Here is a 26,679-nt window from a genome sequence, read left to right as displayed (position 1 = left end):
GCGCACCAGGGCGACTGCGTATAATCGTGAAGACCATCGCGCAGGGAGGGCCGGGCGATCTCGGCTGAACCTGTGGTACCTGCCGCCTGCATTTTTTTCCGCAGGCGGGCCGCAGGCCTCAGCCGAGGCCTGGCCTTCCCTGCACCCTCTTTCTCGATGAGGGTGACGTTTCAGAAAAACTCGGACGCTGTTGGCGCCGCGGGAGCGACGACGCTCATCGTGCTGTTTGCGATTATTGATGAGGACGAAGACGCCAGCGCGCCATGTCACGCGCGAAGGAGCGACGGGACAATGCCATTGGCCTTAGAACGGGACGTCCGGGTGCAGTGCACCGCACACATGACCTCGCAGGTAAATGACCGGGACGGCCGTTGCGCAGAAAGTCCTTGACCCATTCGCATGCAAATGTTGCGAAGGATCCACCAGGGAGTGAAAACAACAACAATGCGCCTGCCGTTTTATTATGGCTGGGTCATCGTGGCCGTGACCTTCGTAACCATGGCGATCGGCGTCAATGCGCGCACCGCCTTCTCGCTGTTCTATCCGCCGATCATCGCCGAGTTCGGCTGGGAGCGGGGCGTCACGGCGGGGGCGTTCTCGTTCGGCTTCGTCGTCTCCGGCATCGTCAGTCCGCTGATCGGACGGCTGATGGATCGCACCGGCCCGCGGGCGGTGATGGAACTCGGCGTCGCGCTGATGGCCGGCGGCCTGTTGCTGGCGCCGTTGACCTCGCAGCCCTGGCACCTCTACGTCACGATCGGCGTGATGGTCGGCGCCGGCAGCGTGTGTCTCGGCTATTCCGGCCAATCGCTGTTCCTGCCCAATTGGTTCATCCGCCGCCGCGGGCTCGCGATCGGCGTCGCATTCGCCGGCGTCGGCATCGGCTCGATGACCTTGCTGCCCTGGGTGCAGCACATGATCGCCCAGACCGATTGGCGCGCCGCCTGCACGGCGATGGGCCTCGTCGTGCTGGTCGTGCTCGCGCCGATCAATCTGCTGCTGCGCAAGAAGCCGGAGGAAATCGGCCTGCGTCCGGACGGCGATGCGGCGCCGCTCGCCAACGCAGCCAAGCCTGTCTCCAACGTCGTCGACGCCGCCTGGGCCGGCGTCGATTGGACCTTGGCGCGTGCGCTGCGCACGACGCGGTTCTGGTGGCTCGCGCTCGGCTATTTCTTCGGGCTCTACGTCTGGTACGCGGTGCAGGTGCATCAGACCAAATATCTGCTCGAGATCGGCTTCAGCTCGAGCGTTGCTGTGTGGGCGCTCGGCGCCGTCAGCCTGCTCGGGATTCCCGGCCAGATCGCGCTCGGTCATCTGTCGGACCGGCTCGGCCGCGAGGCGGTGTGGGGGCTCGGCTGTCTCGGTTTCGCGATCTGCTTCGCCGCGCTGATCGCGCTCAAGGCCGCGCCGTCGCTGCTGCTCATCTATGTGATGGTGGCGACGCAGGGCGCACTTGGCTATGGCCTCACCTCGGTGATGGGCGCGGTCGCGCTCGAAATCTTTCAGGGCGCGCATTTCGGCAGCATCTTCGGAACCCTGATGCTGATCGGCCTGTGCGGCGGTGCCGCAGGTCCCTGGGTGACCGGGGTGCTGTATGATCACACCCTGAGCTACACGCCTGGCTTTGTGATCGCTTTCGTCGGCGCCTTCGTCTCTGCGGCTGCGGTCTGGATCGCCGCGCCGCGCCGGGTCCGCCTCGTCGCGGGCCAATTGCACAGGTTAAAGACGGTGGCCGGGACTGCCGCATGATGTGTGATCTGGTCGACTTGTCATAACGGCGCGGCCGTGAACTAATCGGTCTAATCTGGGAGAGGGACCACATGAACGAGCTCGTTGAGGCCGCGAAGGCCGCACCGCTGTTCAACCCGCTGTCGCCGGAATTCATCCGCGATCCCTATCCCTTCTATCAGCAGCTGCGCGACAACGACCCGATGCATGTGACGCCGTTCGGCTCGGTTCTCGCCAGCCGCCATGCGGAAGCGAGCCTCGTGCTGCGCGACAAGCGCTTCGGCAAGGACTTCGTCGATCGCTCGATCCGGCGCTATGGTCCTGAGATCATGCAGGAGCCGGTCTTCCGCAGCATGAGCCATTGGATGCTGCAGCAGGATCCGCCGGATCATACCCGGCTGCGCGGCCTCGTGGTGAAGGCGTTCACGGCGCGGCGGGTCGAGGACATGCGGCCGCGGATCCAGCAGATCGTCGACCGCACGCTGGACGAGGTGATCCCGCACGGCCGCATGGACCTGATCGAGGACTTCGCCTTCAAGCTGCCGGTCACGGTGATCTGCGACATGCTGGGAATCCCCGAGGAGCATCGCGAGGCCTTCTACAGAAGCTCGCGCGAAGGCGGCCGCCTGCTCGATCCGGTGCCGCTGTCGAAAGCCGAAATCGCCGAGGGCAATGCCGGCAATGCCGTGTCGACCGCCTATTTCCAGCATCTGTTCGAGCTGCGCCGGAAACATCCCGGCGACGACCTGACGACGCAGCTGCTGCAGGCGGAGGAGGACGGCGCCAAGCTCAGCCATGAGGAGCTCACCGCCAACATCATCCTGCTGTTCGGGGCGGGCCACGAGACCACGGTCAATCTGATCGGCAACGGCCTTCTGGCGCTGCATCGCAATCCCGACCAGCTGGCGCTCTTGAAGGCGCGGCCGGAGCTGATCACCAACGCCATCGAGGAGTTCCTGCGCTATGATTCCTCGGTGCAACTGACCGGGCGGGTGGCGCTCGAGGATATCGAGGATCTCGGCGGCCGGCGAATCCCGAAGGGGGAGGCCGTGCTGTGCCTGCTCGGCTCGGCCAACCGCGATCCGGCTGTTTATCCGGACGCTCCGGAGCAGCTCGATATCACCCGGGCGAATGTCAAGCCGCTCTCGTTCGGCGGCGGCATCCACCATTGCCTGGGGGCGCAGCTCGCCCGCATCGAGGCCGAGGTCGCGATCGGAACCCTGCTGCGGCGCCTGCCGGAGCTGAAGCTGGACGATCCGGACAACCCGGAATGGCGGCCGACCTTCGTGCTGCGCGGTCTCAAGCGGCTGCCGGCGCACTGGTAACCATCTTCGCGAACGGACTTGTGCAACGCCCCCGGAAATACCGACAGCGCTGTGACTTCGCCATACTTAATCCTATATGATGCAGCGCTCCGGTATCGAAGCCAGTGGGCCCGCTGCCGCATTGGTTTGAAGGTTGGGACGCCGGAGCGTTGTCCTTTGAGGGAGACCCCGTGCAGACAACCCTGCTCGGCTTGGCGATTGCCTTCATCCTTGCGCTCCTTGCTGCGCTGATCGGCCCGTTCTTCGTCGACTGGAACCAGTTCCGGCCGCAGTTCGAGGCCGAGGCGAGCAAGATCATTGGTGTGCCCGTGCGGGTCGCCGGTGCGCTGGACGCACGGCTGCTGCCAACTCCCACGTTGCGGCTCCGACAGGTCACGTTCGGCGGCGCCAATCATCTGGGCAAGCTGCGCGCCGACAAGCTGGACGTCGAGTTCAGCCTCGGCGATCTGATGCGCGGGGAGTGGAAGGCGAATGAACTCACCATCGGCGGAATGGCCGCCGATCTCGGGCTCGACGCCAAGGGCCAGGTCGACCTGCCGGCCGCCTCGGGCCGGTTCAACCTGGCCGCGCTGGCGATCGATCGCTTCAATCTCACCGGTCGGGTCGCTCTGCACGACGCCGCCAGCCGCTCGACCCTCGAGCTGACCGATATTGTCTTCTCCGGCGACGTGCGTTCGCTGGCCGGTTCGCTGCGCGGCGACGGTGCGGTCTCGATCCGCGGCGCCCGTTTCCCGTTCCGGGTGTCGTCGAGCCAGGACAAGGAGTCCGGCGGCCTGCGCGTCCACCTCAATATCGACCCGGGCGAGCGTGCCGTCATCGCCGATGTCGAAGGTCTGATCAGCTTTCCCAACCGCTCGCCGCGGTTCGAGGGCGCGCTCACGCTGTCTTCGCCGCCCAAGGAGCAGGGCGACGGCAAGGACAAGCTCGCCGCGGGCGACTCGGCCAAGCCGCAATCGGCCAATCCGCCGTCCGCCAAGAGCAGCCCGGCCGTGGCGGCGGGCGCGACGCCGTGGCGGATCGCCGCCAAGGTCGGAGGCGACCAGACCGCGGCCAAGCTCGACCAGATCGAGGTGACCTTCGGCGAGGAGGATCGCTCACTCAAGTTCACCGGCAGCGGCGACGTGCGGTTTGGCGCCGCACCGATGCTGCGCGCGACGCTGTCTGCGCGCCAGCTCGATGCCGACAAGCTGCTCTCCGGTGGCGGCGATGTGAAGGACAGGCGCGCGATGGCGCCGGCCCGCGTCTTGCCGGCTTTGCGCAACTGGATCGCGCAGCTGCCGACCCTGCCGCTCCCCGCCAATGTGCAATTCTCCACCGAGCAGATCATGCTGTCGGGCCGCCCGGTGCAGAACTTCACCGCCGACCTGCACAACGAGACGACGGCATGGAGCCTGGAAAAGGTCGATCTGCGCGCGCCCGGCGCGACGCATCTGACGTTCCGCACGATCGGCATCTCGACCGCGGTCACGTCCGGCTTCTCCGGCGCGCTCGACCTTTCATCATCGGAGCCTGACGCCCTGGTGGCCTGGATGCAGGGCCGCAGCGATACCACCTACCGCACTCAGCGTCCGCTGCGGCTGCGCGGCGATATCAGCGTGGCGCCGGATCGGGTGGCCATCGATAGTCTGAAGGCGGACATTGACGGCGGGTCCGTCGATGGACGCATCGCGCTGATCACCAAGGCCGCCGGAGCGGGCTCCCGGCTGGAAACGGCGCTCAAGGGTGACAGGCTCGACCTCGATGCTGCGCTGGCGGTGGCGCGTTCGCTCGCGGGAGCCTCGGGCGAGTGGCCAACCGAGGCCAGCGTGGCGCTGGACATCGGCCGCGCCAAGATCAGCGGCCAGGAGCTCAGTCCGCTCACGACGCGCTTTTCCTACGATCCCAAGACGATCGCTCTCGATCAGCTCAAATTCGGCCAAAGCGGCGGCGTCAGCAGCGAGGGCTCCGGCCGGTTCGATCGCGCCGACGCGACCGGACGGCTGGTCCTGACCTCGATGGCCGGCTCGTTGAAGGAGATCACGTCGCTGGTGCAGCCGATCGCGCCGAGGATCGCCGCCCGTTTCGATGCCTTGAGCATCCCCTCGGGCGCGGCGCGGCTGAAGCTCACGCTCGATCTCGCCAAGGATCCGACGAACCTCGAGCGCAGCCAGGCGAAAGCCGTGCTCGATCTGGATGCGCCGCAGTTGAAGGGCTCGGCGACCCTGACGGCAAAGCCGTCGGCGGCAGCACTCCGCAGCTTCGAAGTCGATGCGATCGACCGTACCGAGCTCGGCATCGAGAGCCGGCTGTCATCGGAGCAGGGCCATCTGGTGCTCGCGCTGCTCGGCCTCGACCGCTTTGCAGTGGTGGGCAACGGCCCGGCGCAGTTCGAAGCGAGCGTGAGCGGCAGCTGGCGCGCGCCGTTGCGCGTCAATGCCAAGCTGTCCGGCGCGGGTCTCGACGGCGACGCACAGGGGACGATCGAGCCATGGGGAGAGTTCACCAAGGCGACGGCGAATCTGCGCCTGCGCAGCGTCAACCTGGCGCCGCTGGTTGGGCTGAAGCCCCAGGACAGCGCAGCCCAGAACGTCCGGCTGTTCGGCCGGCTCGGTCTCTCCGGCACCCGCGTGACCCTCGACGATATCGACAGCACGGTCGGCGGCTCGCGGCTCCGCGGTCGTCTCGCGATGAACCTGGACGATGAAAAGCAGATCGACGGCGAACTCGGGCTCGATGCGCTCGATGTCCCGCAGCTGTTTTCGGTGCTGGTCGGCGCGGCCGGCCAAGACGCGGCCGCGCCGCTTGGCCCGGGCCTCTTGAAAGGCTGGCGCGGGCGGGTGTCGTTCCAGGCTCTGAGCGGCGCTGTCTTCAACGGCACCGAGCTGCGGCCCCTCGGTGGCGCCGTCGCGAGCGACGGGCAGTCGCTGACGATCGAAAATCTCAAGGGCAAGCTCGGCGGCGGCGATGTGACCGCGACCGTCGAGGCGCGTTCCAACGCCAATGGGCTGGTTCTGAACGGGCGCGTCGAGCTCGCGGGCATCGACGGCAACGCACTGCGCTATCGCAGTCTGAAGATGCCGGCCGGCAAGGTGTCGGCCCAGATGGCGCTCGCCGCCGAGGGGCGCAGCGTGCAGGGACTCGTGAGCGCGCTGTCGGGCAATGGCACTGTCACACTCGACAATGCGGCGATTCCAAATCTCGATCCGCGGGCGTTCGATGCGGCCTTGCGCGCCGCCGATGCGGGACAGCTCGGCGATGACGGCAAGCTCCGGCAGGTCGTCGAGCCGGCGCTGAGCTCGGGCACGTTGTCCATTGCTTCGGCTCAGATCCCGTTCATCATCCGCGACGGCCGGCTGCGCGTCGGCGCCACCCCGCTGGAAGCCCAGGGGGCGCGCGCGATCGTCTCCGGCGGCTTCGATATCCCGGCCGATCAGGCCGACATTCGCGCCAGCCTCAGCTCTAACACGGTCGGCAGCTCCAACAGCCGGCCGGAGGTTCAGCTGTTTGCGGTCGGCACGCCCGATACGCTGACGCGCGCGGTCGACGTCACCTCGCTGTCCTCCTGGCTTGCCGTGCGTGCGATCGACCGCGAGACGCGCCGTCTGGACGCGATCGCGCGCGGCGAGGCGCCGCCGGCCTATCCGTCGTCGACGGCGTCGCTGCCGGGTGGTCCGGATGTCGCGCCGGTCCCGCCCAATGCCGCCGACGTGCCGGTGCCCGGACGTGATCCGCGGCGCGATCCGCGCGCCAGGCTGGGCGGTCCGCGCGCGGCGGTGCCGCCGCTGACCGCGCCGCTCTCGGCTCCCGCAACGGCCCCTGCGCCGGCCGCCCCTGTGGCATCGAGCCAGCCGCAGGTTGCTCCGCTGCCGCCGCCGGTCGAGATCAAGCCTGCGCCCGGTGCGCTGCCGCCGCGGCCCCGGCCCTTGCCGCGTCCGCCGGTCGTGTTGACGCCGCCGGGCAGCCCGTGACGACCACGCGCGTCGGGGAGGGGCAGCGCCGATGATGACGTTGCGCCAGGTCGAGGTCATCCGCGCGGTCATGGTGACGGGCACCATCAATGGCGCGGCGCGGCTGTTGAAGGTGTCGGCGCCGGGCGTCAGCCGGTTGGTGAAATACACCGAGCGCTCGCTCGGCATCCGCTTTTTCCAGCGCCAGAACGGTCGCTACTTCCCGACCCCCGAGGCGCAGAACATCTTCGCGCAGATCAACAGCGTCTACGAGAAGGTCGACGATCTCAGCTACATCATCTCCAATATCGGTCGCGGCGCGCTGTCTGAGCTGCGCATCGGCTCGGTCCCCAGCATTTCCCAGGTCATGGTGCCGCGCGCGATCGAGCGCGTCCGCCGCCGCTATCCCGATCTCGGCATCGACATCAACATCCTCAAGATCGAGGAGGCGATCGACTATCTGATGCTGGGCAAAGGCGAGTGCGTGGCGATGAGCTACCGCCTCGACCATTCCGCGCTTGAATTCCTGCCGTTGGCGTCGGGTGAATTGTTCTGCATCGTCCCGCCCGGCCATGAGCTCGCCGGCCGCAAGCAGGTCTCCGCCGCCGAGATGACGCGCTATCCGCTGATCGGCATCGATCCCAACGATCCCTACGGCCGGATCATGGCGGAGATCTTCGCGCGCAACAGGCTGAGCTACAACATCTCGATCAAGGCGCGCTTCGGCACCACGGTCTGTGCGCTCGTGAAGGCCGGGCTCGGCATCGCGGTCATCGACCAGTTCACGGTGGCGCATGGCGGCTATCCTGGCATCGAGCTCATCAAGATCGCCGAGCCGACCCGTTTCGACACCTACATCGCCGTCAAGCGTGGAACGCCTTTGTCGCTCTATGCCGAGCACTTCATCGATTGCCTGCGCGCCGAGATGCGCGCGGTGGAGCCGGGCCGCCGCGCGGCGGCGAAGCCTGCCAAGGCGCCTGCCGGCAAAAGATAACATGATGTTAGGTTCGGCGGATAATTGGGTAATTGTGTTAGCGGATGGAGGCGCTATCGTCCGCCGCATCATTCATCGCTCGTGCGGCGATCGCGCGAGGCGGCAGCAGAGACTGAAGCGAACGTGCCTGATTTTACCGCGCTCAAAGCCCGCAAATTCCTGACCGGCTTGATCGGTGCACCGATCGCGCATTCGGCGTCTCCCGCGATGCACGAACACGCTGCGGCGGCGCTCGGCGTCCGCTGCCACTATCAGCTGATCGAGGTCGCCGGTGCCGACCGGGCGGGCCTTGCGACGCTGCTCGAAGGCGTGCGCCGGCTGGGCTTCGCCGGTGTCAATGTGACCTACCCCTACAAGGAAGCCGTGGTCGAACTGCTCGACGAACTCGCACCGAAGGCGGCCGCGATGGGCGCCGTCAATACCGTCGTTGTGCGCGACGGCCGGCTGATCGGGCACAATACGGACACCACGGGCTTTGAGCGCGCGGTCGCGCCGTTGTTGAGCCAGACCGGTCGCGGTGCCGTGGCGCTCATCGGCGCTGGTGGCGTCGGCAAGGCGATTGCTTTCGCACTTGCGAACCTCAACGTCGCCGGGCTGCGCATCTATGACACCGAACGCGCCCGCGCCGAGCGGCTTGCGCGTCTGCTTCCTGCGAGCACCGGAGCCGTGGTTGTCGATAGCGTCGAGCGGGCGCTGCAGGGCGCGGCCGGTGTCGTCAATGGGACGCCGATCGGAATGCTGCCAAACCGCGGCACGCCAGTCCCCGATCATCTGTTGCGCACTGATCTCTGGGTGGCCGACGCCGTCTACTCACCGCTGTGGACGCCGCTGCTGAAGGCCGCCAAAGCGAGGGGAGCGCAGGTCCTGCTCGGCCGCGAACTCGCCATCTACCAGGCCGCCGACGCCTTCGAGCTGTTCACCGGGCTCGCCCCCTCGACCGAGGCAATGGGGGAGGCGTTCGACAACCACATGGCAGAGAGATATCCGGCGGTTGACGCCGCCTGAGCCGGCGGTCAATACGCGCCGGACCATTCGTTCAAGCAAGAAACGCAAACAAGCGTTTAAAGCAGAGGAGGAAACAACGTGAGATTGATCATCCTGGCTGGCCTGTGCTCGGCCGCGCTGCTCACCGGAGCTGCCTACGCGCAATCCGGCGCGCCCATCAAGATCGCTGATGTCGCCGAGCTCTCGGGCGGCGGCGCCACCGTCGGCAACAATTGGAAAAACGGCATCGACCTCGCCGTCGAGGAGATCAACGCCAAAGGCGGTATCCTCGGCCGCAAGATCGAGGTCAGCCACGCTGACTCGCAATCCAACCCCGGCGTCGCGCGGGCCCAGGTGCAGAAGGCGCTCGACGGCGAGCCCTATGTGCTGCTCGGGCCCGGCTATTCGGGCTCGGTGAAGGTCACGGCACCTTTGGCCGCTGAAGCCGGCATCACCCAGATCATGGGCGGCGAGGCAGCGGAGCTCACGCAGGCCGGTAACAAGTTCCTGTTCCGCACTTCATTCGGCCAGCAATCGTCGATGCCGAAGGTCGCGAAATACATCAACGACGAGCTGAAGGCGAAGTCGGTCGCGGTGGTCTGGGTCAACAACGATTTCGGCCGCGGTGGACGCGACGTCATCACCAAGGAGTTCAACCGCCTCGGCATCAAGGTCGCGGCCGATCTGTCGACCGAAGCCGGCCAGGCCGACTTTGCGGCCGACGTCAGCAAGATCAAGGCCGCGGCGCCCGACGCCGTCTTCATCTACGTCAATGAGGAAGAGAGCGCGCGCATCCTGAAGGAGATCAAGCGCCAGGGCGTGACGGCGCCGCTGATCGGCGAGACCACGCTGGTCGGCCAGAAGGTGATCGAGCTCGCCGGCGACGCCGCCAACGGCGCGCGCGGCCATGTCGGCCTCACCACCGATGCGCCGGTCGAGGCCGTCAAGGCGTTCCGCGACCGCTTCGTGAAGAAGTACAACTACGTGCCCGACCATAATGGTCTCAAGGGCTACCTTGCGATCTACATGGTCAAGGCGACGACCGAGAAGATGGGCAAGGTCGACTCCAAGGCGTTCGCCGATACCCTGCACGGCCTGACCATCAAGACGTCGGCCGAGCCGAACATCCTGATGGATGTCACCTTCGACCAGAACGGCGACATCGATCGCCAGGGCTTCCTGGTCGAGGTGGTCGAGGGCAAGCAGGTGGTGAAGCAGGTGCTGCCGAAACTCAACTGAGGACACCGGTGGATCGGCGGCGCTTGGAGGGGTGATGTCCGGCGCCGCCGTCACCCAAGGGCTCACGGGGAAACCATGTCCAATCTGCTCGACCTGATCGTGGCGGGGCTCGCCACCGGCGCCATCTACGCGCTCGTCGCCGTCGGCTTCACCTTGCTGTGGCAGACCTCCCAGACCATCAACTTCGCCCAGGGCGAGTTCGTGATGCTGCCGGCCTTCCTGATGCTCGCGGTGATGCATCTCGGCGCGCCGTTCTGGCTCGCGGTGCTCGTCGGCATCGCCCTGTCGGCGCTGCTGCTCGGTCTCGCCTTCAAGATGCTGCTGGTCGATCCGATGCTGCGGCATGGCGTGCTGCCGCTGGCGATCGCCACCATGGCGCTGGCGATCGGGATCAAGGAGGCGGTGAAGCAGTTCTTCAGCGCCGAGGCCTCACCATTCCCCTCGATCGTGCCGGTTGGCGATGTGTCCATCCTCGGCCGCGCGATCTCGCTGCAGAGCCTCGGCGTGCTCGCTGTTGCGATCCTGGCCGTCGTCGGCCTGACCACGTTGCTGAATCGTACCTCGCTGGGTCACCAGATGCAGGCGGCGGCGCAGAACCCGACGGTGGCGCGGATCATCGGCGTGCCCGTCGAGCGCATGATCCTGTTGACCTTCCTGATCAACGCCGTGCTGGTGGCGCTGGCCTCGGTGCTGATCACGCCGATCTATCTGGCGAAATTCTCCAGCGGCGAGGTGTTGGGGCAGGCGGCCTTCATCGCCGCGATCGTCGGCGGCTTCAACCAGGTGCGTGGCGCCATCGCCGGCGGTTTGCTGATCGGCGTCGTCGACAATCTGGCCGCCGCCTATGTCTCCACCCAGTATCGCGCCGCCGTGCCGATGCTGCTGCTGATCCTGATGATCCTGTTCCGGCCGCAGGGCCTGCTCGGACGAGCCGAGGAGCGCACGGTATGAGCAAGCACAGCAGACTGCTCCTCGTCGCGCTGGCGATTATCGTCATTGCCGGCCTGATCATCATCCCGATGAACTTCAACCGCTATGGCCTGTACATCCTGAGCCAGTGGGCGGTCATGACGATCGCGGCGATGGGCCTCAACCTCACGCTCGGCTATGCCGGGCAGGTGTCGCTGGCGCAGGGCGCCTTCGTCGGCATCGGCGCCTATGGCGCGGCGATCCTGACCACGCATGGCTGGCCGCTGATATCCGCGCTCGGGCTCGTCATCGTGATCTGCTTCATCGTCGGCTGGCTGCTCGGCTATCCGGCGCTGCGCGTGCAGCATCATTATCTCGCTTTCGTCACACTCGCCTTCTCGACCCTGATGTTCCTGGTGTTCCGCAACGAGAGCTGGCTCACCAACGGCATCTACGGCATCAGCAACATTCCCCGCCCGGAGATCTTCGGCTTCCCGACCCGCAAGCCGTTGCCGTTCTATTATCTCTGCCTGGGCTCGCTCGGCCTGGTCACGCTCGCAATGTGGTGGTTGATCCGCTCGCCCTGGGGTCGCGCCTTCATGGCGCTGCGGGAGAATCCCATCCGGGCGCAGTCCCTCGGCATCGACACCCGTCGCTACACGTTGATGGCGTTCGCGATCGGCTCCGCGCTCGGCGGCATCGCCGGCGTGCTCTATGCGCCGCTGACGCAATATGTCGATCCCGTTCCGTTCAACCTGCAGCTCTCGCTCGATCTCCTGATGATGGTGATCGTCGGCGGCTCCGGCTTCATGCTCGGGCCGTTCCTCGGCGCCATGATCGCGGTGCTGCTGCCGGAGTGGCTGCGCTTTGCCGAAGGCTATTATCTGATGCTGTACGCGGCGGCCGTGATCGTGCTGCTAATCTATTCGCCCAGCGGCATCCTCGGCATCCTCGACCGCTATCTCAGCTCGCGGCGGACCCAGGCGGCGTCGGCCTTGCGCGCCGCCGCCCAATCCAAGCTGGAGGCCGCTCGATGACCGCAGTCCTCGATGTTCGCGACGTCAAGAAGAGCTTTGGCGGCATCACCGCCGTCAACGGCGTCAGCTTCGACGTGCAGGAAGGCGAGATCCTCGGCCTGATCGGTCCCAATGGCTGCGGCAAGTCGACGCTGTTCAACTGCATCCTCGGCCAGCTCGTGCCGAGCGCCGGCGAGGTGAGGGTCGACGGCAAGCTCGTCACCGGACAGCGGCCGGCTGATCTAAACCGTCTCGGCGTCAGCCGCACCTTCCAGCTGCTGCAGGTGTTCCCAAAGCTGTCGGTGCGCGACAATCTGATCCTTGCCGGCCAGGAGCATCGCGGCAGCATGCTGTCGCGCCTGTTCGGGCCATCGGATGCGGGCCTCACCACGACCGCCGATCAGATGATCGGCTTCTTCAAGCTGGAGCATCTCGCCAACGAGCCGGCCGGTGGCCTGTCCTACGGCCAGCAGAAGCTGCTCGATGCGGCAATGGCCTTCATGGGCGGACCGCGGCTGGTGCTGCTCGACGAGCCCGCCGGCGGCGTCAATCCGACCATGCTCGGCGACCTCAAGGAGCGGCTGATCGCGATCAACCGCGAGCGCCGCGCCACCTTCGTCGTGATCGAGCACAACATGGAGTTTGTGATGTCGCTGTGCTCGCGCGTCATGGTGATGGCGGAGGGCAAGGTGCTGGCGATCGGCAAGCCCGACGAGATCAGGGCCAATCCGGCCGTGATCGAAGCCTATCTCGGACATTGAGGGACCAGGCGATGAGCGATCCCATTCTCGACGTCCAGAACCTCGTCGGTGGCTACGGCAAGATGACGATCCTCAACGGCACCACGTTCTCGGTGCCGAAGGGATCGATCACCACCGTCATCGGACCGAATGGTGCCGGCAAGTCGACCGTGTTCAAGGCGATCTTCGGCCTGCTGAAGCTGCGCGAAGGCAAGGTGGTGTTCAAGGGCCGCGACGTTACGGGCTTGAGCCAGCGCGCGCTGCTCGGCGCCGGAATCTGCTACATCCCGCAAGGCCGCAACATCTTCGGCGAGCTGTCGGTGCGGCACAATATCGAGCTCGGCGGTGTCGCTGCGCCGGCCAGCATCGATCTTCCCGCCCGAATCGAGGCGGCGCTCGACGTCTTTCCGGTGCTGCGCAAGAAGGCGGACCGGCAGGCCTCGACTCTGTCAGGCGGCGAGCAGAAGCAGCTCGAGATCGCGCGCGGGCTATTGCTCGAACCGCAGCTGGTGCTGATCGACGAGCCCTCGATCGGCCTGTCGCCGCTGATGGTGCAGCAGACCTTTGACATGCTGAAGCAGCTGCGCGATCGCGGCGTTTCGGTGCTGCTGATCGAGCAGAATGCGCGCTCGGCGCTGGAGATCTCCGACTACGGGATCGTGCTCGAACTCGGCCGCACCCGCATCATCGACAAGGCCGACCGCGTGCTGGCCGATCCGCGGATCGGGCAATTGTTCTTGGGCGGAGCAATGGAGGAGACGGCGGCATGAACACGCGCTCGATCGCGACGGTCTCCATCTCAGGCGCGCTCGACGAGAAGCTCAAGGCGATTGCCGCGGCAGGCTTTGAAGCGGTCGAGATCTTCGAGAATGACCTGATTGCGTTCGGGGTGCGCCCGCGCGAGATCGGGCAGATGTGCCGCGACCTGGGGCTGTCGATCTGCGCCTATCAGCCGTTCCGCGATTTCGAGGGCATGCCGGAGCCGCAGCGCGCGCGCAACTTCAACCGCGCCGAACGCAAATTCGACCTGATGCAGGAGCTCGGCACGGATCTGCTGCTTATCTGCAGCAGCGTGTCGCCGGCCTCGCTCGGCGGCATCGACCGTGCTGCCGCCGATTTCCACGAGCTCGGCGAGCGCGCCGCCAAGCGCGGCCTGCGCGTCGGCTACGAGGCGCTGGCCTGGGGCCGCCACGTCCATGACTATCGTGACGCCTGGGAGATCGTGCGCCGCGCCGATCACAAGGCGATCGGCGTCATTCTCGACAGCTTCCACGCGCTGGCACCGGCGCTGCCGACCGACGCGATCCGCGCCATCCCCGCCGATAAGATCTTTCTCGTGCAACTCGCTGATGCTCCGAAGCTCGAGCTCGACGTGCTATCCTGGAGCCGGCATTTCCGCAGCTTCCCCGGGCAGGGCGACCTCCCGGTTGGCGCGTTCATGGAGGCGGTGGCGGCGACCGGCTATTCCGGGCCGCTGTCGCTCGAGATCTTCAACGACCAGTTCCGCGCAGGTTCTGCGCCGCGTACCGCGCTCGACGGTATGCGTTCGCTGCTGCTGCTGCAGGATGATCTGGCCGGGACGATGCCGGCTGCGTCCGAGCCGCGCTTCGAGCCCCGCGTCAAGAGCCACGGCATCGGCTTCGTCGAGTTCGCCGTCAGCGAGGACAAGGCGGCGTCGCTGGCGACGTTGTTCGGCCAGCTTGGCTTCCGCAACACCGGACGCCATCGCAGCAAGGCGGTGCAGCGCTGGACGCAGGGCGCGGTCGAGCTGGTGATCAATTGCGAGCCGGCAAGTTTTGCGCATTCGCACTACGTGACGCACGGACCCGGCGTCTGCGCGCTGGCACTCGACGTCGACAGCGCCGACCGCGCCATGGCGCGCGCGCAGTCCTTGAAGACCCGCACCTTCGTGCAGCCGGTCGGTCCGGGAGAGCTGGAGATCCCGGCGATCCACGGCGTCGGCGGCAGTCTCTTGTATTTCCTCGACACGCACGGCCGGCATTGGGACGTCGATTTCGAGGCTGTTACCAGCGACGCGGGGGCCGACCGGCTCGTTGCGGTCGATCACATTGCGCAGTCCATGCCGCACGAGGAGATGCTGTCCTGGCTGCTGTTCTACTCGGGGCTCATCGACTTCTCCCGCCTGCCGCAGATGGAGATCGCCGATCCAAGGGGCCTCGTGCAGAGCCAGGCGATCGTCAACGGCGATCGCAGCCTGCGCTTCATCCTTAACGGCTCGACCGCGACGCGGACGCTGTCGTCGCGCTTCATCTCCGAATTCTTCGGCTCCGGCGTCCAGCACATCGCTTTCTCCTGCGACGATATCTTCGCGGCCGTGGCCGAGATGCGCGCCCGCGGCGCCGGCTTCCTCGACATTCCCGACAATTACTACGACGATCTCGAAGCCAAATATGATCTCGCGCCCGAGACCATCGCGGCGCTCCGCGCCAACGAGATCCTCTACGACCGGGACGGCGACGCGGAGTTCTTCCAGGTCTACACCCATATCTTCGAGGAGCGCTTCTTCTTCGAGATCGTGCAGCGGCGCAACTATCAGGGTTTTGGCGCAGCCAATGCCGCGATCCGTCTTGCGGCCCAGGCCCGCGAGGTGCGGCCCGACACGATGCCGCGGCTGTAGCTCAGGGCTCTGGCTGGATCCCCGGCAGGCGGACGACCTCCGCGGCGAGATAGTCGATCATGAGCCGCACGCGCGCGATGCCGGCGCGCTCGGGGACGATCAGCATGTTGAGCGGAGCCGATGGCAGACGGTGGTCGGGCAGGATCACCGTCAGCCTGCCCGCCGCAATGAGGTCATCGACCAGCCAGGCATGGCTGCCGCCGATTCCGCGTCCCGACAGCACAGCCTCTCGAACCCCGAGCCCGTGATCGGTGCGGAAGCTGCCTCTGAACGGCACCTCATGTCGTTCTCCGTCGGGTCCCAGGACGACAAGCGTCTCGCTGCCCGCGACGTTGGTCATGCGGATGCCGTCATGGCCGATCAGGTCCTGCGGCGTGCGCGGCGTGCCGCGCCTCGCCAAATAGTCGGGAGACGCGACCAGCAGCCGGTGTGAGTGGCCGAGCGACCGCAGCTTCAAGGAGCTGTCGGAGAGCGGTGCGAGACGCAGCGCGATATCGACACCGTCGCGGACGAGGTCGATGCGTTCGTCGGTCAGGTTGAGGTCAACAGCAATGTCGGGGTAGCGGTCCTGGAACGCGAAGATGAGCCGCGTGATGTGCAGGATGCCGAACGCTGCCGTGCAGGAAATGCGGATGATGCCGCTGGGCGCGCCGCGCGTGCCGCGCGCTTCATCGCCGGCCTGCTCGATCAGCCGCAGGATCTGAACGCAGTTGGTGTAGTAGCGGCTGCCTTCGTCGGTCAGCGTCACCCGCCGCGTGGTGCGGCTGAGCAGCGGCACGCCGACGGTCTCCTCCAACTCGTGCAGATGGCGGGTGATCGTGGACTGCCCGACGCCGAACTCGCGCGCCACTGCCGACAGGCTGCCGCGCTCGGCGACCCGGACGAAGCTGCGCATATGCGCGATGCTGACGTCTGATTTATCCATAATTCGGCATAATGTTATCGATATGCGCTATATAGTGGATAGATGAGGGCACGTCTATGTCTTGGCTGTTCCAACAAAGGATCCAAGCCATGAACGTGCTTCTCGTCTTCGCCCATCCCGAACCCCGCTCGCTGAACGGCGCCTTGCGCGACGCGGCCGTTGTCGAGCTCGCGGCCCAGGGGCACGAGGTCAGGGTCTCAGACCTCTACGCCATGGGCTGGAAGTCGGCCGCCGACCGTGCCGACTTTCCGCAGCTTCCACCAGACGCGCGCCTCAACGTCGCGACCGCGTCCGGCGAAGCTTTCAAGGCGCAGATCCTCACCGCGGACGTCAGGGCCGAGCAGGACAAGCTGCTCTGGGCTGACGCGGTCATCCTGCAGTTTCCGCTGTGGTGGTTCACGATGCCCGCGATCCTGAAGGGGTGGGTCGACCGCGTCTATTCCCAAGGCTTCACCTATGGCGTCGGCGAGCACAGCGACAAGCGCTGGGGCAACCGCTATGGCGAGGGCGTCTTCGCCGGCAAGCGGGCGATGCTGGTGGTGACCACAGGCGGCTGGGAGGAGCACTATTCGGAGCGCGGCATCAACGGGCCGATCGACGACCTGCTGTTTCCGATCAACCACGGCATCCTGTTCTATCCCGGCTTCGATGTGCTTCCGGCCTTCGTCGCGCACAAGGTGGGCCGGCTCGATGAAGCGGGCTTTTCAGATGTCGTGGAGCGGCTGCGCGCGCGGATGCGGACGCTGTTTACGGATCAGCCGATTCCCTATCGTCGCCAGAACCACGGCGACTATCTGATTCCGTCGATGCAGCTCCGGCCGGAGCTTGGCGAGGAGGGCACGCGCGGCTTCGCGCTGCATGTGGCCGCCGCGCGATGACGGCGGCGGGCGCGGGACAGGTCAGGTCAGCCCGCGCCCATTGCGACCGCGATGTGGTAGGTTGCGAAGGCCGCCGCATAGGCGAGCGCGAACATGTAGAAGAAGGTCACGGCCATCCACCGCCAGCTGCCGGTCTCGCGGCGGATGACGGCGAGCGTCGAGGCGCATTGCGGAGCGAAGATGTACCAGGCGAGCAGGGCCAGCGCGGTGGCGAGGCTCCATTTGCTCGCCAGCACCTGTCCGATCTGCTCGGCCGCCTCCTTGCCGCCTTCGATCGCATAGACCGTGCCGAGCGCCGCCACCGCGACCTCGCGGGCGGCCATGCCGGGCACCAGCGCGACCGCAATCTGCCAGTTGAAGCCGACCGGGGTAAGCAGGGGCGCGATGGCCTGGCCGATCATGGCCGCCAGGCTGTAATTGATCGCCGGCTCGGCGGCGCCCTCCGGGGGCTGGGGGAACGAGGCCAGGAACCAGATCAGCACCATCATCGCAAAGATCGTGGTCCCGGCCCGCTGCAGGAACATCTTGGCGCGGGTGTAGATGCCGATCGCGATGCCGCGCAGCCGCGGCATCTTGTAGTCCGGCAGCTCCAGCATGAACGGCGCCGGCTGATAGTCGCGCATCATGAAGAACTTGATCAGGAACGACACCGCGAGCGCGCTCACGATCCCCGCGGCATAGAGCCCGAACATCACGAGGCCCTGCAGGTTGATCAAGCCCCACACTTTGGTCGGCGGGATGAAGGCCGAGATGATCAGCGTATAGACCGGGATGCGCGCCGAGCAGGTCATCAGCGGCGCGATCAGAATCGTGGTGAGCCGGTCGCGCCTGTTGTCGATCACGCGCGTCGCCATGATGCCGGGAATGGCGCAGGCGAAGCTCGAGAGCAGGGGGATGAAGGCCCGGCCATGCAGCCCGGCGCCGCCCATGATGCGGTCCATCAGGAACGCGGCGCGGGCCATGTAGCCGAAATCTTCCAGCAGCAGGATGAACAGGAAGATGATGATGATCTGCGGCAGGAAGACGATGACGCTGCCGACGCCGGAAATCACGCCGTTCTGCAGGAAGCTCTGCAGCAGGCCTTCGGGCAGTTGGTCGTGAACGAGCTGGCCGAGCGCGTCGAACGAGGCCGACAGCACTTGCATCAACGGTTGCGCCCAGGCGAACACCGCCTGGAACATGACGAAGAGAATGACCAGCAGAACGAGCAGACCGCCGACCGGATGCAGCGCCACCGAATCGATCCGAGCCGTCCAGGTGTCGGGACGCTCGGGCAGGCTGACGGTGGCCGCGATGATCCGATCGGCCTCGCGCTGGGTGGCACGCAGCTCCGGCACGGTGAGAGGGCGCCAGGTATTGGCGCGATCGCCGGCGGCGTCGGCCGCCTGGGCCAGCAATTGGTCGGTCAGCCGCAGGAGGTCGTCGGTCCCGCCCTTGCGGACCGCGATCGAGGTGACGACTGGAACGCCCAGCGCCTGCGACAGACCGGCAACGTCGACCGTCACGCCGCGCCGCTTGGCGATGTCGAACATGTTCAGCACGAGCGCCAGCGGGCGCCCGGTGCTCTTGAGCTCGAGCAGGAGCCGGATCGTCAATCGGAGATTGGTGGAATCGGCCACGCACAGCACGAGGTCGGGCAGGACTTCGCCGGTGGCGCGTCCAAGCACGAAATCGCGCGTGATCTCCTCGTCCGGGCTGCGGCCGCGCAGGGAATAGGTGCCCGGCAGGTCAACCAGCGAGATCTGACGGCCCTGCGGGGTGACAAAGGCGCCCTCTTTGCGCTCGACCGTGACCCCGGGATAATTCGCGACCTTCTGACGGCTTCCCGTCAGGGCGTTGAACAGCGAGGTCTTGCCACTGTTGGGCGTACCCACCAGGGCCAAATGCAGCAAGGGGCTTTCCATGGGCAACGCCTTCCGCGCGGCTTGTTACGCCACGATGACGGCCATGGCTTCGCGCCGGCGGACCGCGACAGTGATGTTATCCACGCGCACGGCGATCGGGTCGCGCCCGACGATCCCCTCATGCAGGATTTCGACGCGGGCGCCCTCGACAAAGCCGAGCTCGATGAGACGGCTCTCGAGCTCGATGTCCGAGAGAGACGAGCTCGCGCCGCCAGCGGCGAGGTGCTGGATCGTTCCAGTATAGCCCCGCCGGGCCAAGCCGAGCGGCTGAGGCGGCCGTGTATCGCAGATTTCGCTCATAGCCTGTATTTTCAATCGCGTGCCAAGAGGTCAAGCGCGGCATGCGAAATGCCGCTGCATCTTAGAGCGATTTTAAACAGGCCGGGCGAACCGCCCTCTGATCTGCCTCAAGGAGCCGCGGCAGAGGCCGTATGCCGGCTGTCCACCGTTGCCTTCGGCTCGCCCGCCGGGGTGCCGGCTGCGCGGTTCTTGAAGTGATCGAGCACGAACAGCCGGATTGCCGACGACAGGTTGCCCTGCTGGCGATTGCTGTCGATCTCTCCGACCAGTTCGGACAGGGTCATGTTACGGAGACCCGAAATCTCCTTCATTCCGTTCCAGAACGCCTCTTCGAGGCTGACGCTGGTCTTGTGACCAGCAACCACGATTGAACGTTTTACGACGGGCGACTTCATCACGCGTCCTCGCCATTGATACGATGTTGATCGAGTAATTCATTCGCGCGCTTGTCGCGTTGAGCGTCAGTTGCGCGTTCGGACTTCGTCCTGCCATAGCGTGCGCGATTGGTCTCAGCTGCTTGCGCCGCCTGATCGCGCTCGACGCGCTTCTTGAAACGCTTCAGATTGATGACGTCCCCCATTTTCACTCCGATCAGTAAGCTGTCGAACCTTGCGGCGGGACGAGCCCCGTCGCGCAGATGAGCCAAGGCGTTATTCGGACGATCACGTCATCGCTCCCTGATAGTTCGTCGCCAATCGCTTCGTTGCGAGCGGGGCAAGTATTTCACCAAACGCAGCAGAACTTGTAGTCGAGAGTATCCTTTAGGGGTTAACGGCGAGAATTGCATCACCCCCCGTAGTACTACGGTACTACCGTCATGATCTCCCGGGCCTGGTCATCTTCTCAGGCTGGACCAGAGCATCAAATTCATCTTCGGATACGAAGCCGAGCCGCGTCGCTTCTTCTTTCAAGGTGGTGCCGTTCTGATGCGCTGTCTTCGCCACCTTGGCGGCGTTGTCGTAGCCGATCTTCGGCGCCAGCGCGGTCACCAGCATCAACGAACGTTCCATTAGCTCGCGAATCCGCTTCTCATCGGCGCGAATTCCAGCCACGCAGTGTTCGCTGAATGAACGAGCGGAATCACCTAGTAATTGTATGGATTGCATCGTGCAATGTGTGAGTAATGGTTTGTAGACGTTCAGTTCGAAATGACCTTGGCTGCCGGCGATCGTAATAGCGGTGTGATTACCGAACACTTGGCAGCATACCATCGTTAGTGCTTCGCACTGAGTCGGATTTATCTTGCCTGGCATGATGGAGGAGCCGGGCTCGTTCTCGGGCAGAATCAGTTCGCCCAGCCCCGAACGCGGGCCGGACCCCAGCAGGCGAATATCGTTGGCGATCTTGAACAGGCCGGCGGCGGCGGCATTGATTGCGCCGTGCACATAGACATAGGCGTCGTTCGACGCCAAAGCTTCGAACTTGTTCACGGCACTGGTGAAGGGCAGTCCGACGATGTCCGCGACGTGTCGGGCGAACAGCGTGGCGAACTCGGGAGCGGCGTTCAGCCCGGTGCCCACCGCCGTGCCGCCCTGGGCCAGCGGCAGCAGATCGCGGGCGGCGGTCTCGATCCGGGCGATGGCGCTCTCGACTTGAGCCGCATAGCCGGAAAACTCCTGTCCGAGCGTCAGCGGCGTCGCATCCTGGGTATGGGTCCGGCCGATCTTGACGATGCCGGAGAACGCCTCCTGCCGGGCGCGCAAAGCCGCCAGCAGCTCCGAGAGGGCCGGCAGCAGGTGGCCGGCAATGGCCTGCGCCGCCGCAATATGCATCGCAGTCGGAAACGCATCGTTCGACGACTGGCTCATGTTGACGTGATCGTTCGGGTGCACGGGCTTTTTGGTCCCGAGCTGGCCGCCCAGCAGCTCACTGGCGCGGTTTGCGATCACCTCATTGAGGTTCATATTGGTCTGAGTGCCGGAGCCGGTCTGCCAGACGACCAGCGGGAAATGGTCGTCGAGCTTGCCGTCGATGACCTCCTGGGCGGCGCTGATGATCGCCTCCGCCGTCCGTGGCTCCAGAAGTCCGAGCTCGCGGTTCGTCTGTGCCGCAGCGCGCTTCACCAGCGCCAGGGCACGCACGAGGCCCATCGGCATCCGGTCGTTTCCGATCCGAAAATTCTGCCGACTGCGTTCGGTCTGAGCGCCCCAGTAGCGGTCGGCTGCAACCTCGATCGGGCCGAGGCTGTCGGTCTCGGTGCGCGTCGGCCGATCTGATAATGAATTAGCTGAATTCGTCATGAAGCATGCCCATGATTGGTCGCGAACCGGACTGTTCCGGTTCAAGCATGCTTCAATCTATGGCGTGATCCGCCGTTCCGTGCGCGACGAATGCGCCTACTTCTTACGGAAGCGGTCGAGGCGAACGACCTCCGCGCCTTCTCCGGAGGGAGCGGGCGGCTCCGGCTGGTCATCCGCCGCGCTGGCTGCGGCGACCGGAGCCGGTGCCAGCGCGGCAGGGGCAGGCGCGGCCGGAAGCTTCGGGCTGGCGGGCGTCTCGGCAATGGCCTCGGACGGCTCGAATTGCAGCCCGAACTGCACCGAAGGATCGAAGAAGCTCTTGATGGCGTGGAACGGCACGACCAGCCGTTCCGGAATGCCGCCGAACGACAGTCCGACCTCGAAGCGATCCTCGGTCACCACCAGATCCCAGAACTGGTGCTGCAAGATGATCGTCATCTCCTCCGGATACTGCGCCAGCAGCCGCGGCGAGAGCTTCACGCCTTCGGCCTTGGACACGAAGGTGATGAAGAAATGGTGCTCGCCGGGAAGCCCATGGGCGGCGGCATCGCTCAAAACCCGGCGCAGCACCCCGCGCAGCGCGTCGCGCGCCAACACATCGTATCGAATATGATCCGTCGCCATGTTCGGTCCTGTATCGTCGCGGGGCGCGCCCGCCCGCTTGTGCCGGGCTGCCGCGCCCACTCGAAAAGCAGCGTTCCCGACTCGTCGTCAACCATCGTACCGCGCCTCTGCGCCGGGGTCAGCAACCAAGCCGGTTCCATCTGACATAGGGCGGTGCCCCAAACGGCGAAAGCCCGGACGGAAAGGAATGAACAGGAAAGGCAGCTCAATACAAGGCAGTGAACCGCGACAAAGTGAAACTCAATGGGATTCAAGGTAGTGAGATCAAGGTAAAGTGGAGGCTTCTGTTGCCAGGTGCCTCCGAACCCCGCCTAACGGAGCTTAACCCGTTAGGACTTTAAGGTGGTCTTTCAAACTGCGTTACGCAGCCTGAGCAACCGGAGCAAAGTTGTCGTTGGCAACTATTGCAGTAGCCCGATAACGGCGGAACAATACCGGGAAAAAGCTCGCCCTTTACGCCCTCGTCGATCCTATTTCGCCCCCGCCGAAGCCCGACATCCGAGATGTCTCCAAGGCGGACTTTGGTGGAGGCGCCGGGTACCGCCCCCGGGTCCGAATGGTTTATTTCGACGGCGATTTATTTCCATAGCCGGCAAGCCGGCACCCCCTATATAGGCCGCTCGGCGGTGGATGCACAGACCCTGCGGGCGGCGTCGTGCGACAAAAATGTGGGCTGTTGCAGGGAACCCCTGGTTCGATCTTGGCAGGCCCGTTTTCATCCTCTTACAGTGCGGCATGGCTAACCGAATTGCGTCGGCGGCCTCGCCTGGCGCCGACATCGCCAAAGATCCGCCCAGTCTTCGTACGCTCTTCTTCGCTTTTGCGAAAATGTCGCTGTCGGGGTTCGGCGGCGTGCTGGTGTTCGCGCGCCGCGCGATTGTCGACGAGCACCGCTGGATGACGGCCGAGGAGTTCAACGAGACCTTCGCGCTGTGCCATTTCCTGCCCGGGCCCAACATCGTCAACCTCGCGATGGTCTTCGGTGCGCGTCTGCGCGGCGTTGCCGGAGGCCTTGCGGCCTTCGCCGGCCTGCTCGGCCCGCCGCTGTTCTTGGTCACCGCCTTGGCGGCGCTCTACGGCCATTTCGGGCAGATCGACGCGCTGCGACAGGCACTGGCCGGGGTGTCCTGCGTGGCTGTGGGCCTGCTGGCTTCGGTGGTGTTTCGGATGATGTCGCCGCTCTTGAAGAAGAGCGACGTGCTCGGCCTCGCCGTCATGCTCGCGGTGTTCATCGCCATCGGGCTCGCCCGGCTGCCGCTGGCGGAGGTGCTGCTGGTCGCCGTGCCGCTCAGCCTTGCCGTGGCCTATGCCAAGATGCGATGGGCGCGATGAGCGGCGACGACAATCCGATCTTCCAGCTGTTCTGGACGTTTGCGCTGATCTCGCTGTTTGCAATTGGCGGCGCTGTTGCAGCGATTCCCGAATTGCATCGTGTTGCGGTCGATGTCCGGCACTGGATGACCGACAAGCAGTTCGCCGACGCCTTCGCGCTGTCGCAATTATCGCCCGGACCCAACGTTCTGATCGTCGCACTGATTGGCTATTCGGTCGCAGGCGTCGCTGGCGCTGCGATCGCGACCATCGCGATGTGCGGCCCTACGGCCGTTCTTTCCTATTTCGTCAGCCGCTGGCTGGCGAATGCGCGAGAGGCGCGCTGGTCCGGCGTGCTGCAGGCCGCATTGGTGCCGCTGTCGATCGGTCTGATGGCCGCGAGCGCATGGATCCTCGGCCTGGCCTCCGACCGGACGTGGCCAGGCTTCGTACTGACCGTCATCGCCGCCCTCGTCGCATCGATGACACGGCTCAATCCGCTCTGGCTGTTGGCCGCGGGAGGCTGCCTTGGTTTCGCTGGCCTTCTCTAGGGAAAGCCGCTAGGCAAACAAAGCGGGTCCGGATCGCTTCGGATCCGCAAACGAGAACAATGTCGGCCGGCAAGGTCGATCGGGGGAGGGCGAGGCATGGCCGACACCACGGGCCAGTTGTCGGATAATGCGGCGAATACGCCGGCCGCACGCAACGCAATCGGCGCATTGATCATCCTGCTCCTCGCCTTTGCGCCGCAACTCGTCGAGCTTGCGATGGCGCTCGCGGGCCAGATTGCCGCACTCGCGGTGCGGTCTCCGCTGCAGGTCATGTCGGCGCATGGCGCAGCCCTTGTCGAATCGCTGCCGGCACTCGTTCGCCAATGGGCGGAGGGCGGCAAGATCACGCTGCGATCCGATGCGCTGCTCGTGCTGATCTACACCTATCCGTTGATGGCGATCGCGCTGTTCACCTGGCTGGTCCGGCCGCGCGCGCCGCAGGACTATTTCGGCGGCGTCGTACTGATGGCGATCGCCTTGTTCGCTCTGTGGGCTGCAAGCGACCTGTCGGGCATGCGGGGCTTCACCTTCGGTCCGGGTACCGCGCCGCGCATGCTCGGCGTGCTGCTGCTGGGCATGGGGGCTGCCGTCGCCGTGATCGGCCTGGTGACCGAGGGGCCGTCGCTCCAGATCTATCACTGGCGTGGGCCGTTATTCGTGTCGCTCGCGATCCTGAGCTTTGCCGTGGCGATCCGCCCCCTGGGGCTGATCGTCGCGGCGCTCGCGAGCTTCCTGATCGCCGCGCTCGGTACATCCGAAACGCGCTGGGGCGAGACGCTCATCGTGGGCGTCGTCCTGACCCTGGGCTGCGCGCTGTTGTTTCCTTACGTGCTCGGGCTGCCGATGCCGTTGTTTCCACGTCTTCTGGTGCAGTGAGGCCGGCATGCTCGATCTGTTCCAAAACCTCGCACATGGCTTTGCCGTCGCCTTGAGCCCGATCAATTTGCTGCTCTGCCTGGTCGGCGCGCTGGTCGGCACGTTGGTCGGGGTGCTTCCGGGCATCGGCACCATCGCGACCGTCGCGATGCTGCTGCCGATCACCTTCGGCCTGCCGCCGGTCGGCGCCCTGATCATGCTCGCCGGCATCTATTATGGCGCCCAATATGGCGGTTCGACCACATCGATCCTGGTCAACATCCCGGGCGAGGCGACATCGGTCGTCACCACACTGGACGGTTTCCAGATGGCCAAGCAGGGGCGGGCAGGGCCGGCTTTGTCGATCGCGGCCATCGGCTCGTTCGTCGCCGGCTGCGCGGCCACCGTGCTGATCGCCGTGCTCGGCGCGCCCCTGACCAGGCTGGCGCTGCTGTTCGGGCCGGCCGAATATTTTTCGCTGATGGTGCTGGGCCTGATTTTTGCGGTGGTGCTCGCCAAGGGCAGCGTGCTCAAGGCGGTGGCGATGATCGCGCTCGGCCTGTTGCTGTCGATGGTCGGCGCCGACCTCGAGACCGGCGCCTCACGCATGTCGTTCAATATCCCTGAGCTCGCCGATGGCCTGGGCTTCGCCACGGTCGCCATGGGCGTGTTTGGCTTTGCCGAGATCATCCGCAACCTCGACAGCGGCGCCGAATCCGATCGGGAGCTGGTGCAGCAGAAAATCACGGGATTGATGCCGACCCGCAAGGACCTCGCCGAATCGGCGCCGGCGATCTTCCGCGGCACGATACTCGGTTCGATCCTCGGCATCCTGCCGGGAGGCGGCGCCGTGATCGCCTCCTTCGCCGCCTATACGTTCGAGAAGAAGATCGCGCGCGATCCGTCCCGCTTCGGCCGCGGCGCTATCGCGGGTGTGGCCGCGCCGGAAAGCGCCAATAATGCGGCGGCGCAGACCTCGTTTATTCCGCTGCTGACGCTCGGCATCCCGCCGAATGCGGTGATGGCGCTGATGGTCGGGGCCATGACCATCCACGGCATTCAGCCCGGACCACAGGTGATGCAGAAGCAGCCGGACCTGGTCTGGGGCATGATCGCATCAATGTGGATCGGCAATCTGATGCTGATCATCATCAACCTGCCGCTGGTGGGCATCTGGGTGCGGCTGCTGCGTGTGCCCTACCGGCTGATGTTTCCTTCGATCGTGGTGTTCTGTGCCATCGGCATTTATTCGATCAACAATGCCCCGGTCGACGTGATCCTGGCCGGCGCCTTCGGCCTGTTCGGTTACTGGCTGATCAAGCATGATTTCGAGCCCGCGCCGCTGCTGCTCGGCATGGTGCTGGGGACGCTGATGGAGGAGAATCTGCGCCGGACGCTGCAGATCTCGCGCGGCGACTGGTCGGTCTTCATCACGCGCCCGCTGTCGGCCGCGCTGCTGGCGATCGCGGCCGCGCTCCTCGTCCTGGCCGTGCTTCCGGCGCTGCGACGCAAGCGCGACGAGGTCTTCGTGGAGGGGTAGCGGGAATCCGGGAGGCGGGCGGGAACCTGGGTTCCCGCGCCTGCGCGGCTTC

23 protein-coding genes and 1 other RNA gene are annotated in these 26,679 nt (G+C 65.6%); 16 read left to right on the top strand and 8 right to left on the bottom strand.

From position 1 onward, the window contains the following. The first annotated feature begins 444 nt into the window (after positions 1 to 444). The 11 genes from HL671_RS04455 to HL671_RS04405 all read left to right on the top strand — a co-directional run bounded on the left by HL671_RS04455 (position 445) and on the right by HL671_RS04405 (position 15,499). Positions 445 to 1,749, top strand: a complete 1,305-nt coding sequence (locus HL671_RS04455; protein ID WP_012046000.1) for an MFS transporter — start codon at positions 445 to 447, stop codon at positions 1,747 to 1,749. Positions 1,750 to 1,820: 71 nt separating this feature from the next. Beyond that, positions 1,821 to 3,053, top strand: coding sequence for a cytochrome P450 (locus HL671_RS04450; protein WP_172235716.1), 1,233 nt, complete (start codon positions 1,821 to 1,823; stop codon positions 3,051 to 3,053). Between the two features lie 170 nt (positions 3,054 to 3,223). After that, complete coding sequence (locus tag HL671_RS04445) at positions 3,224 to 7,000, top strand: AsmA family protein (RefSeq protein ID WP_172235715.1); 3,777 nt, start codon at positions 3,224 to 3,226, stop codon at positions 6,998 to 7,000. Between the two features lie 31 nt (positions 7,001 to 7,031). Continuing rightward, on the top strand, positions 7,032 to 7,973 hold the full coding sequence (locus tag HL671_RS04440; protein ID WP_012045997.1) for a LysR family transcriptional regulator: 942 nt from the start codon (positions 7,032 to 7,034) through the stop codon (positions 7,971 to 7,973). Between the two features lie 123 nt (positions 7,974 to 8,096). Beyond that, positions 8,097 to 8,978 carry a shikimate dehydrogenase gene (locus HL671_RS04435; RefSeq protein WP_172235714.1) on the top strand — a complete coding sequence of 294 codons (882 nt, stop codon included), beginning with the start codon at positions 8,097 to 8,099 and terminating at the stop codon, positions 8,976 to 8,978. Positions 8,979 to 9,056: 78 nt separating this feature from the next. Further along, positions 9,057 to 10,196, top strand: a complete 1,140-nt coding sequence (locus tag HL671_RS04430) for an ABC transporter substrate-binding protein (protein ID WP_172235713.1) — start codon at positions 9,057 to 9,059, stop codon at positions 10,194 to 10,196. A 75-nt stretch (positions 10,197 to 10,271) separates the two neighbouring features. Continuing rightward, positions 10,272 to 11,147 carry a branched-chain amino acid ABC transporter permease gene (locus HL671_RS04425; protein ID WP_172235712.1) on the top strand — a complete coding sequence of 292 codons (876 nt, stop codon included), beginning with the start codon at positions 10,272 to 10,274 and terminating at the stop codon, positions 11,145 to 11,147. Next, positions 11,144 to 12,142: a branched-chain amino acid ABC transporter permease gene (locus tag HL671_RS04420; RefSeq protein WP_172235711.1), complete on the top strand. Its 999-nt coding sequence runs from the start codon at positions 11,144 to 11,146 to the stop codon at positions 12,140 to 12,142. Before HL671_RS04425 ends, HL671_RS04420 begins: the two co-directional genes overlap by 4 nt. After that, positions 12,139 to 12,882, top strand: a complete 744-nt coding sequence (locus HL671_RS04415) for an ABC transporter ATP-binding protein (protein WP_012045992.1) — start codon at positions 12,139 to 12,141, stop codon at positions 12,880 to 12,882. The genes HL671_RS04420 and HL671_RS04415 overlap by 4 nt, the downstream gene beginning before the upstream one ends. Before the next feature lie 11 nt (positions 12,883 to 12,893). After that, entirely contained in the window at positions 12,894 to 13,631 is a 738-nt protein-coding gene (locus tag HL671_RS04410) for an ABC transporter ATP-binding protein (RefSeq protein ID WP_172235710.1), read from the top strand. Next, positions 13,628 to 15,499: a bifunctional sugar phosphate isomerase/epimerase/4-hydroxyphenylpyruvate dioxygenase family protein gene (locus HL671_RS04405; protein ID WP_172235709.1), complete on the top strand. Its 1,872-nt coding sequence runs from the start codon at positions 13,628 to 13,630 to the stop codon at positions 15,497 to 15,499. Before HL671_RS04410 ends, HL671_RS04405 begins: the two co-directional genes overlap by 4 nt. Position 15,500: 1 nt before the next feature. Here HL671_RS04405 and HL671_RS04400 read toward each other — a convergent pair whose 3' ends face one another. Next, a complete protein-coding gene (locus HL671_RS04400) occupies positions 15,501 to 16,424 on the bottom strand; it encodes a LysR family transcriptional regulator (RefSeq protein ID WP_172235708.1) in 924 nt (307 codons plus the stop codon). Between the two features lie 89 nt (positions 16,425 to 16,513). On the opposite strand from HL671_RS04400, the gene HL671_RS04395 reads away from it, so the two are divergent. After that, a complete protein-coding gene (locus HL671_RS04395) occupies positions 16,514 to 17,302 on the top strand; it encodes an NAD(P)H-dependent oxidoreductase (RefSeq protein ID WP_172235707.1) in 789 nt (262 codons plus the stop codon). 26 nt (positions 17,303 to 17,328) lie between these two features. Here HL671_RS04395 and feoB read toward each other — a convergent pair whose 3' ends face one another. From feoB to ssrA, 7 genes are all read right to left on the bottom strand, one after another. Then, positions 17,329 to 19,206, bottom strand: coding sequence for a ferrous iron transporter B (feoB, locus tag HL671_RS04390; protein ID WP_172235706.1), 1,878 nt, complete (start codon positions 19,204 to 19,206; stop codon positions 17,329 to 17,331). Between the two features lie 24 nt (positions 19,207 to 19,230). Further along, entirely contained in the window at positions 19,231 to 19,506 is a 276-nt protein-coding gene (locus HL671_RS04385; protein WP_012045986.1) for a FeoA family protein, read from the bottom strand. Between the two features lie 107 nt (positions 19,507 to 19,613). After that, the gene (locus HL671_RS04380) at positions 19,614 to 19,901 is read right to left on the bottom strand and encodes a ribbon-helix-helix domain-containing protein (RefSeq protein WP_012045985.1); all 288 of its coding nucleotides are present in this window, start codon (positions 19,899 to 19,901) and stop codon (positions 19,614 to 19,616) included. Beyond that, positions 19,901 to 20,086: a DUF4169 family protein gene (locus HL671_RS04375; protein ID WP_172235761.1), complete on the bottom strand. Its 186-nt coding sequence runs from the start codon at positions 20,084 to 20,086 to the stop codon at positions 19,901 to 19,903. The genes HL671_RS04380 and HL671_RS04375 overlap by 1 nt, the downstream gene beginning before the upstream one ends. A gap of 235 nt (positions 20,087 to 20,321) precedes the next feature. Continuing rightward, positions 20,322 to 21,746, bottom strand: coding sequence for a class II fumarate hydratase (gene fumC / locus HL671_RS04370; RefSeq protein ID WP_012045983.1), 1,425 nt, complete (start codon positions 21,744 to 21,746; stop codon positions 20,322 to 20,324). Between the two features lie 96 nt (positions 21,747 to 21,842). Continuing rightward, positions 21,843 to 22,370: an SspB family protein gene (locus tag HL671_RS04365; protein WP_012045982.1), complete on the bottom strand. Its 528-nt coding sequence runs from the start codon at positions 22,368 to 22,370 to the stop codon at positions 21,843 to 21,845. A 273-nt stretch (positions 22,371 to 22,643) separates the two neighbouring features. After that, positions 22,644 to 23,011: a transfer-messenger RNA gene (ssrA, locus tag HL671_RS04360) on the bottom strand. A gap of 94 nt (positions 23,012 to 23,105) precedes the next feature. Between ssrA and HL671_RS04355 the strand changes: the two genes are divergently transcribed. From HL671_RS04355 to HL671_RS04340, 4 genes are all read left to right on the top strand, one after another. Further along, positions 23,106 to 23,702, top strand: a complete 597-nt coding sequence (locus tag HL671_RS04355) for a chromate transporter (protein WP_012045981.1) — start codon at positions 23,106 to 23,108, stop codon at positions 23,700 to 23,702. After that, on the top strand, positions 23,699 to 24,232 hold the full coding sequence (locus HL671_RS04350) for a chromate transporter (RefSeq protein ID WP_172235705.1): 534 nt from the start codon (positions 23,699 to 23,701) through the stop codon (positions 24,230 to 24,232). The genes HL671_RS04355 and HL671_RS04350 overlap by 4 nt, the downstream gene beginning before the upstream one ends. A gap of 96 nt (positions 24,233 to 24,328) precedes the next feature. Beyond that, positions 24,329 to 25,108 (top strand): tripartite tricarboxylate transporter TctB family protein, encoded by a 780-nt coding sequence (locus tag HL671_RS04345; RefSeq protein ID WP_012045979.1) that lies wholly within the window; start codon positions 24,329 to 24,331, stop codon positions 25,106 to 25,108. A 7-nt stretch (positions 25,109 to 25,115) separates the two neighbouring features. Next, on the top strand, positions 25,116 to 26,627 hold the full coding sequence (locus HL671_RS04340; protein ID WP_012045978.1) for a tripartite tricarboxylate transporter permease: 1,512 nt from the start codon (positions 25,116 to 25,118) through the stop codon (positions 26,625 to 26,627). Positions 26,628 to 26,679 lie beyond the last annotated feature (52 nt).

The sequence above is a fragment of the Bradyrhizobium denitrificans genome (assembly GCF_013179005.1).
Lineage (GTDB): Bacteria > Pseudomonadota > Alphaproteobacteria > Rhizobiales > Xanthobacteraceae > Bradyrhizobium > Bradyrhizobium denitrificans.
Note: the sequence above shows the minus strand (reverse complement) of the source record. Positions and strands in the feature narration are given on the sequence as shown.

Coding starts and splice junctions, on each gene's coding strand:
- HL671_RS04455 (WP_012046000.1), top strand. CDS start 445: ATGCGCCTGCCGTTTTATTATGGCTGGGTCATCGTGGCCGTGACCTTC.
- HL671_RS04450 (WP_172235716.1), top strand. CDS start 1,821: ATGAACGAGCTCGTTGAGGCCGCGAAGGCCGCACCGCTGTTCAACCCG.
- HL671_RS04440 (WP_012045997.1), top strand. CDS start 7,032: ATGATGACGTTGCGCCAGGTCGAGGTCATCCGCGCGGTCATGGTGACG.
- HL671_RS04425 (WP_172235712.1), top strand. CDS start 10,272: ATGTCCAATCTGCTCGACCTGATCGTGGCGGGGCTCGCCACCGGCGCC.
- HL671_RS04420 (WP_172235711.1), top strand. CDS start 11,144: ATGAGCAAGCACAGCAGACTGCTCCTCGTCGCGCTGGCGATTATCGTC.
- HL671_RS04415 (WP_012045992.1), top strand. CDS start 12,139: ATGACCGCAGTCCTCGATGTTCGCGACGTCAAGAAGAGCTTTGGCGGC.
- HL671_RS04410 (WP_172235710.1), top strand. CDS start 12,894: ATGAGCGATCCCATTCTCGACGTCCAGAACCTCGTCGGTGGCTACGGC.
- HL671_RS04405 (WP_172235709.1), top strand. CDS start 13,628: ATGAACACGCGCTCGATCGCGACGGTCTCCATCTCAGGCGCGCTCGAC.
- HL671_RS04400 (WP_172235708.1), bottom strand. CDS start 16,424: ATGGATAAATCAGACGTCAGCATCGCGCATATGCGCAGCTTCGTCCGG.
- HL671_RS04395 (WP_172235707.1), top strand. CDS start 16,514: ATGAACGTGCTTCTCGTCTTCGCCCATCCCGAACCCCGCTCGCTGAAC.
- feoB (WP_172235706.1), bottom strand. CDS start 19,206: ATGGAAAGCCCCTTGCTGCATTTGGCCCTGGTGGGTACGCCCAACAGT.
- HL671_RS04385 (WP_012045986.1), bottom strand. CDS start 19,506: ATGAGCGAAATCTGCGATACACGGCCGCCTCAGCCGCTCGGCTTGGCC.
- HL671_RS04380 (WP_012045985.1), bottom strand. CDS start 19,901: ATGAAGTCGCCCGTCGTAAAACGTTCAATCGTGGTTGCTGGTCACAAG.
- HL671_RS04375 (WP_172235761.1), bottom strand. CDS start 20,086: ATGGGGGACGTCATCAATCTGAAGCGTTTCAAGAAGCGCGTCGAGCGC.
- fumC (WP_012045983.1), bottom strand. CDS start 21,746: ATGACGAATTCAGCTAATTCATTATCAGATCGGCCGACGCGCACCGAG.
- HL671_RS04365 (WP_012045982.1), bottom strand. CDS start 22,370: ATGGCGACGGATCATATTCGATACGATGTGTTGGCGCGCGACGCGCTG.
- HL671_RS04355 (WP_012045981.1), top strand. CDS start 23,106: ATGGCTAACCGAATTGCGTCGGCGGCCTCGCCTGGCGCCGACATCGCC.
- HL671_RS04350 (WP_172235705.1), top strand. CDS start 23,699: ATGAGCGGCGACGACAATCCGATCTTCCAGCTGTTCTGGACGTTTGCG.
- HL671_RS04345 (WP_012045979.1), top strand. CDS start 24,329: ATGGCCGACACCACGGGCCAGTTGTCGGATAATGCGGCGAATACGCCG.
- HL671_RS04340 (WP_012045978.1), top strand. CDS start 25,116: ATGCTCGATCTGTTCCAAAACCTCGCACATGGCTTTGCCGTCGCCTTG.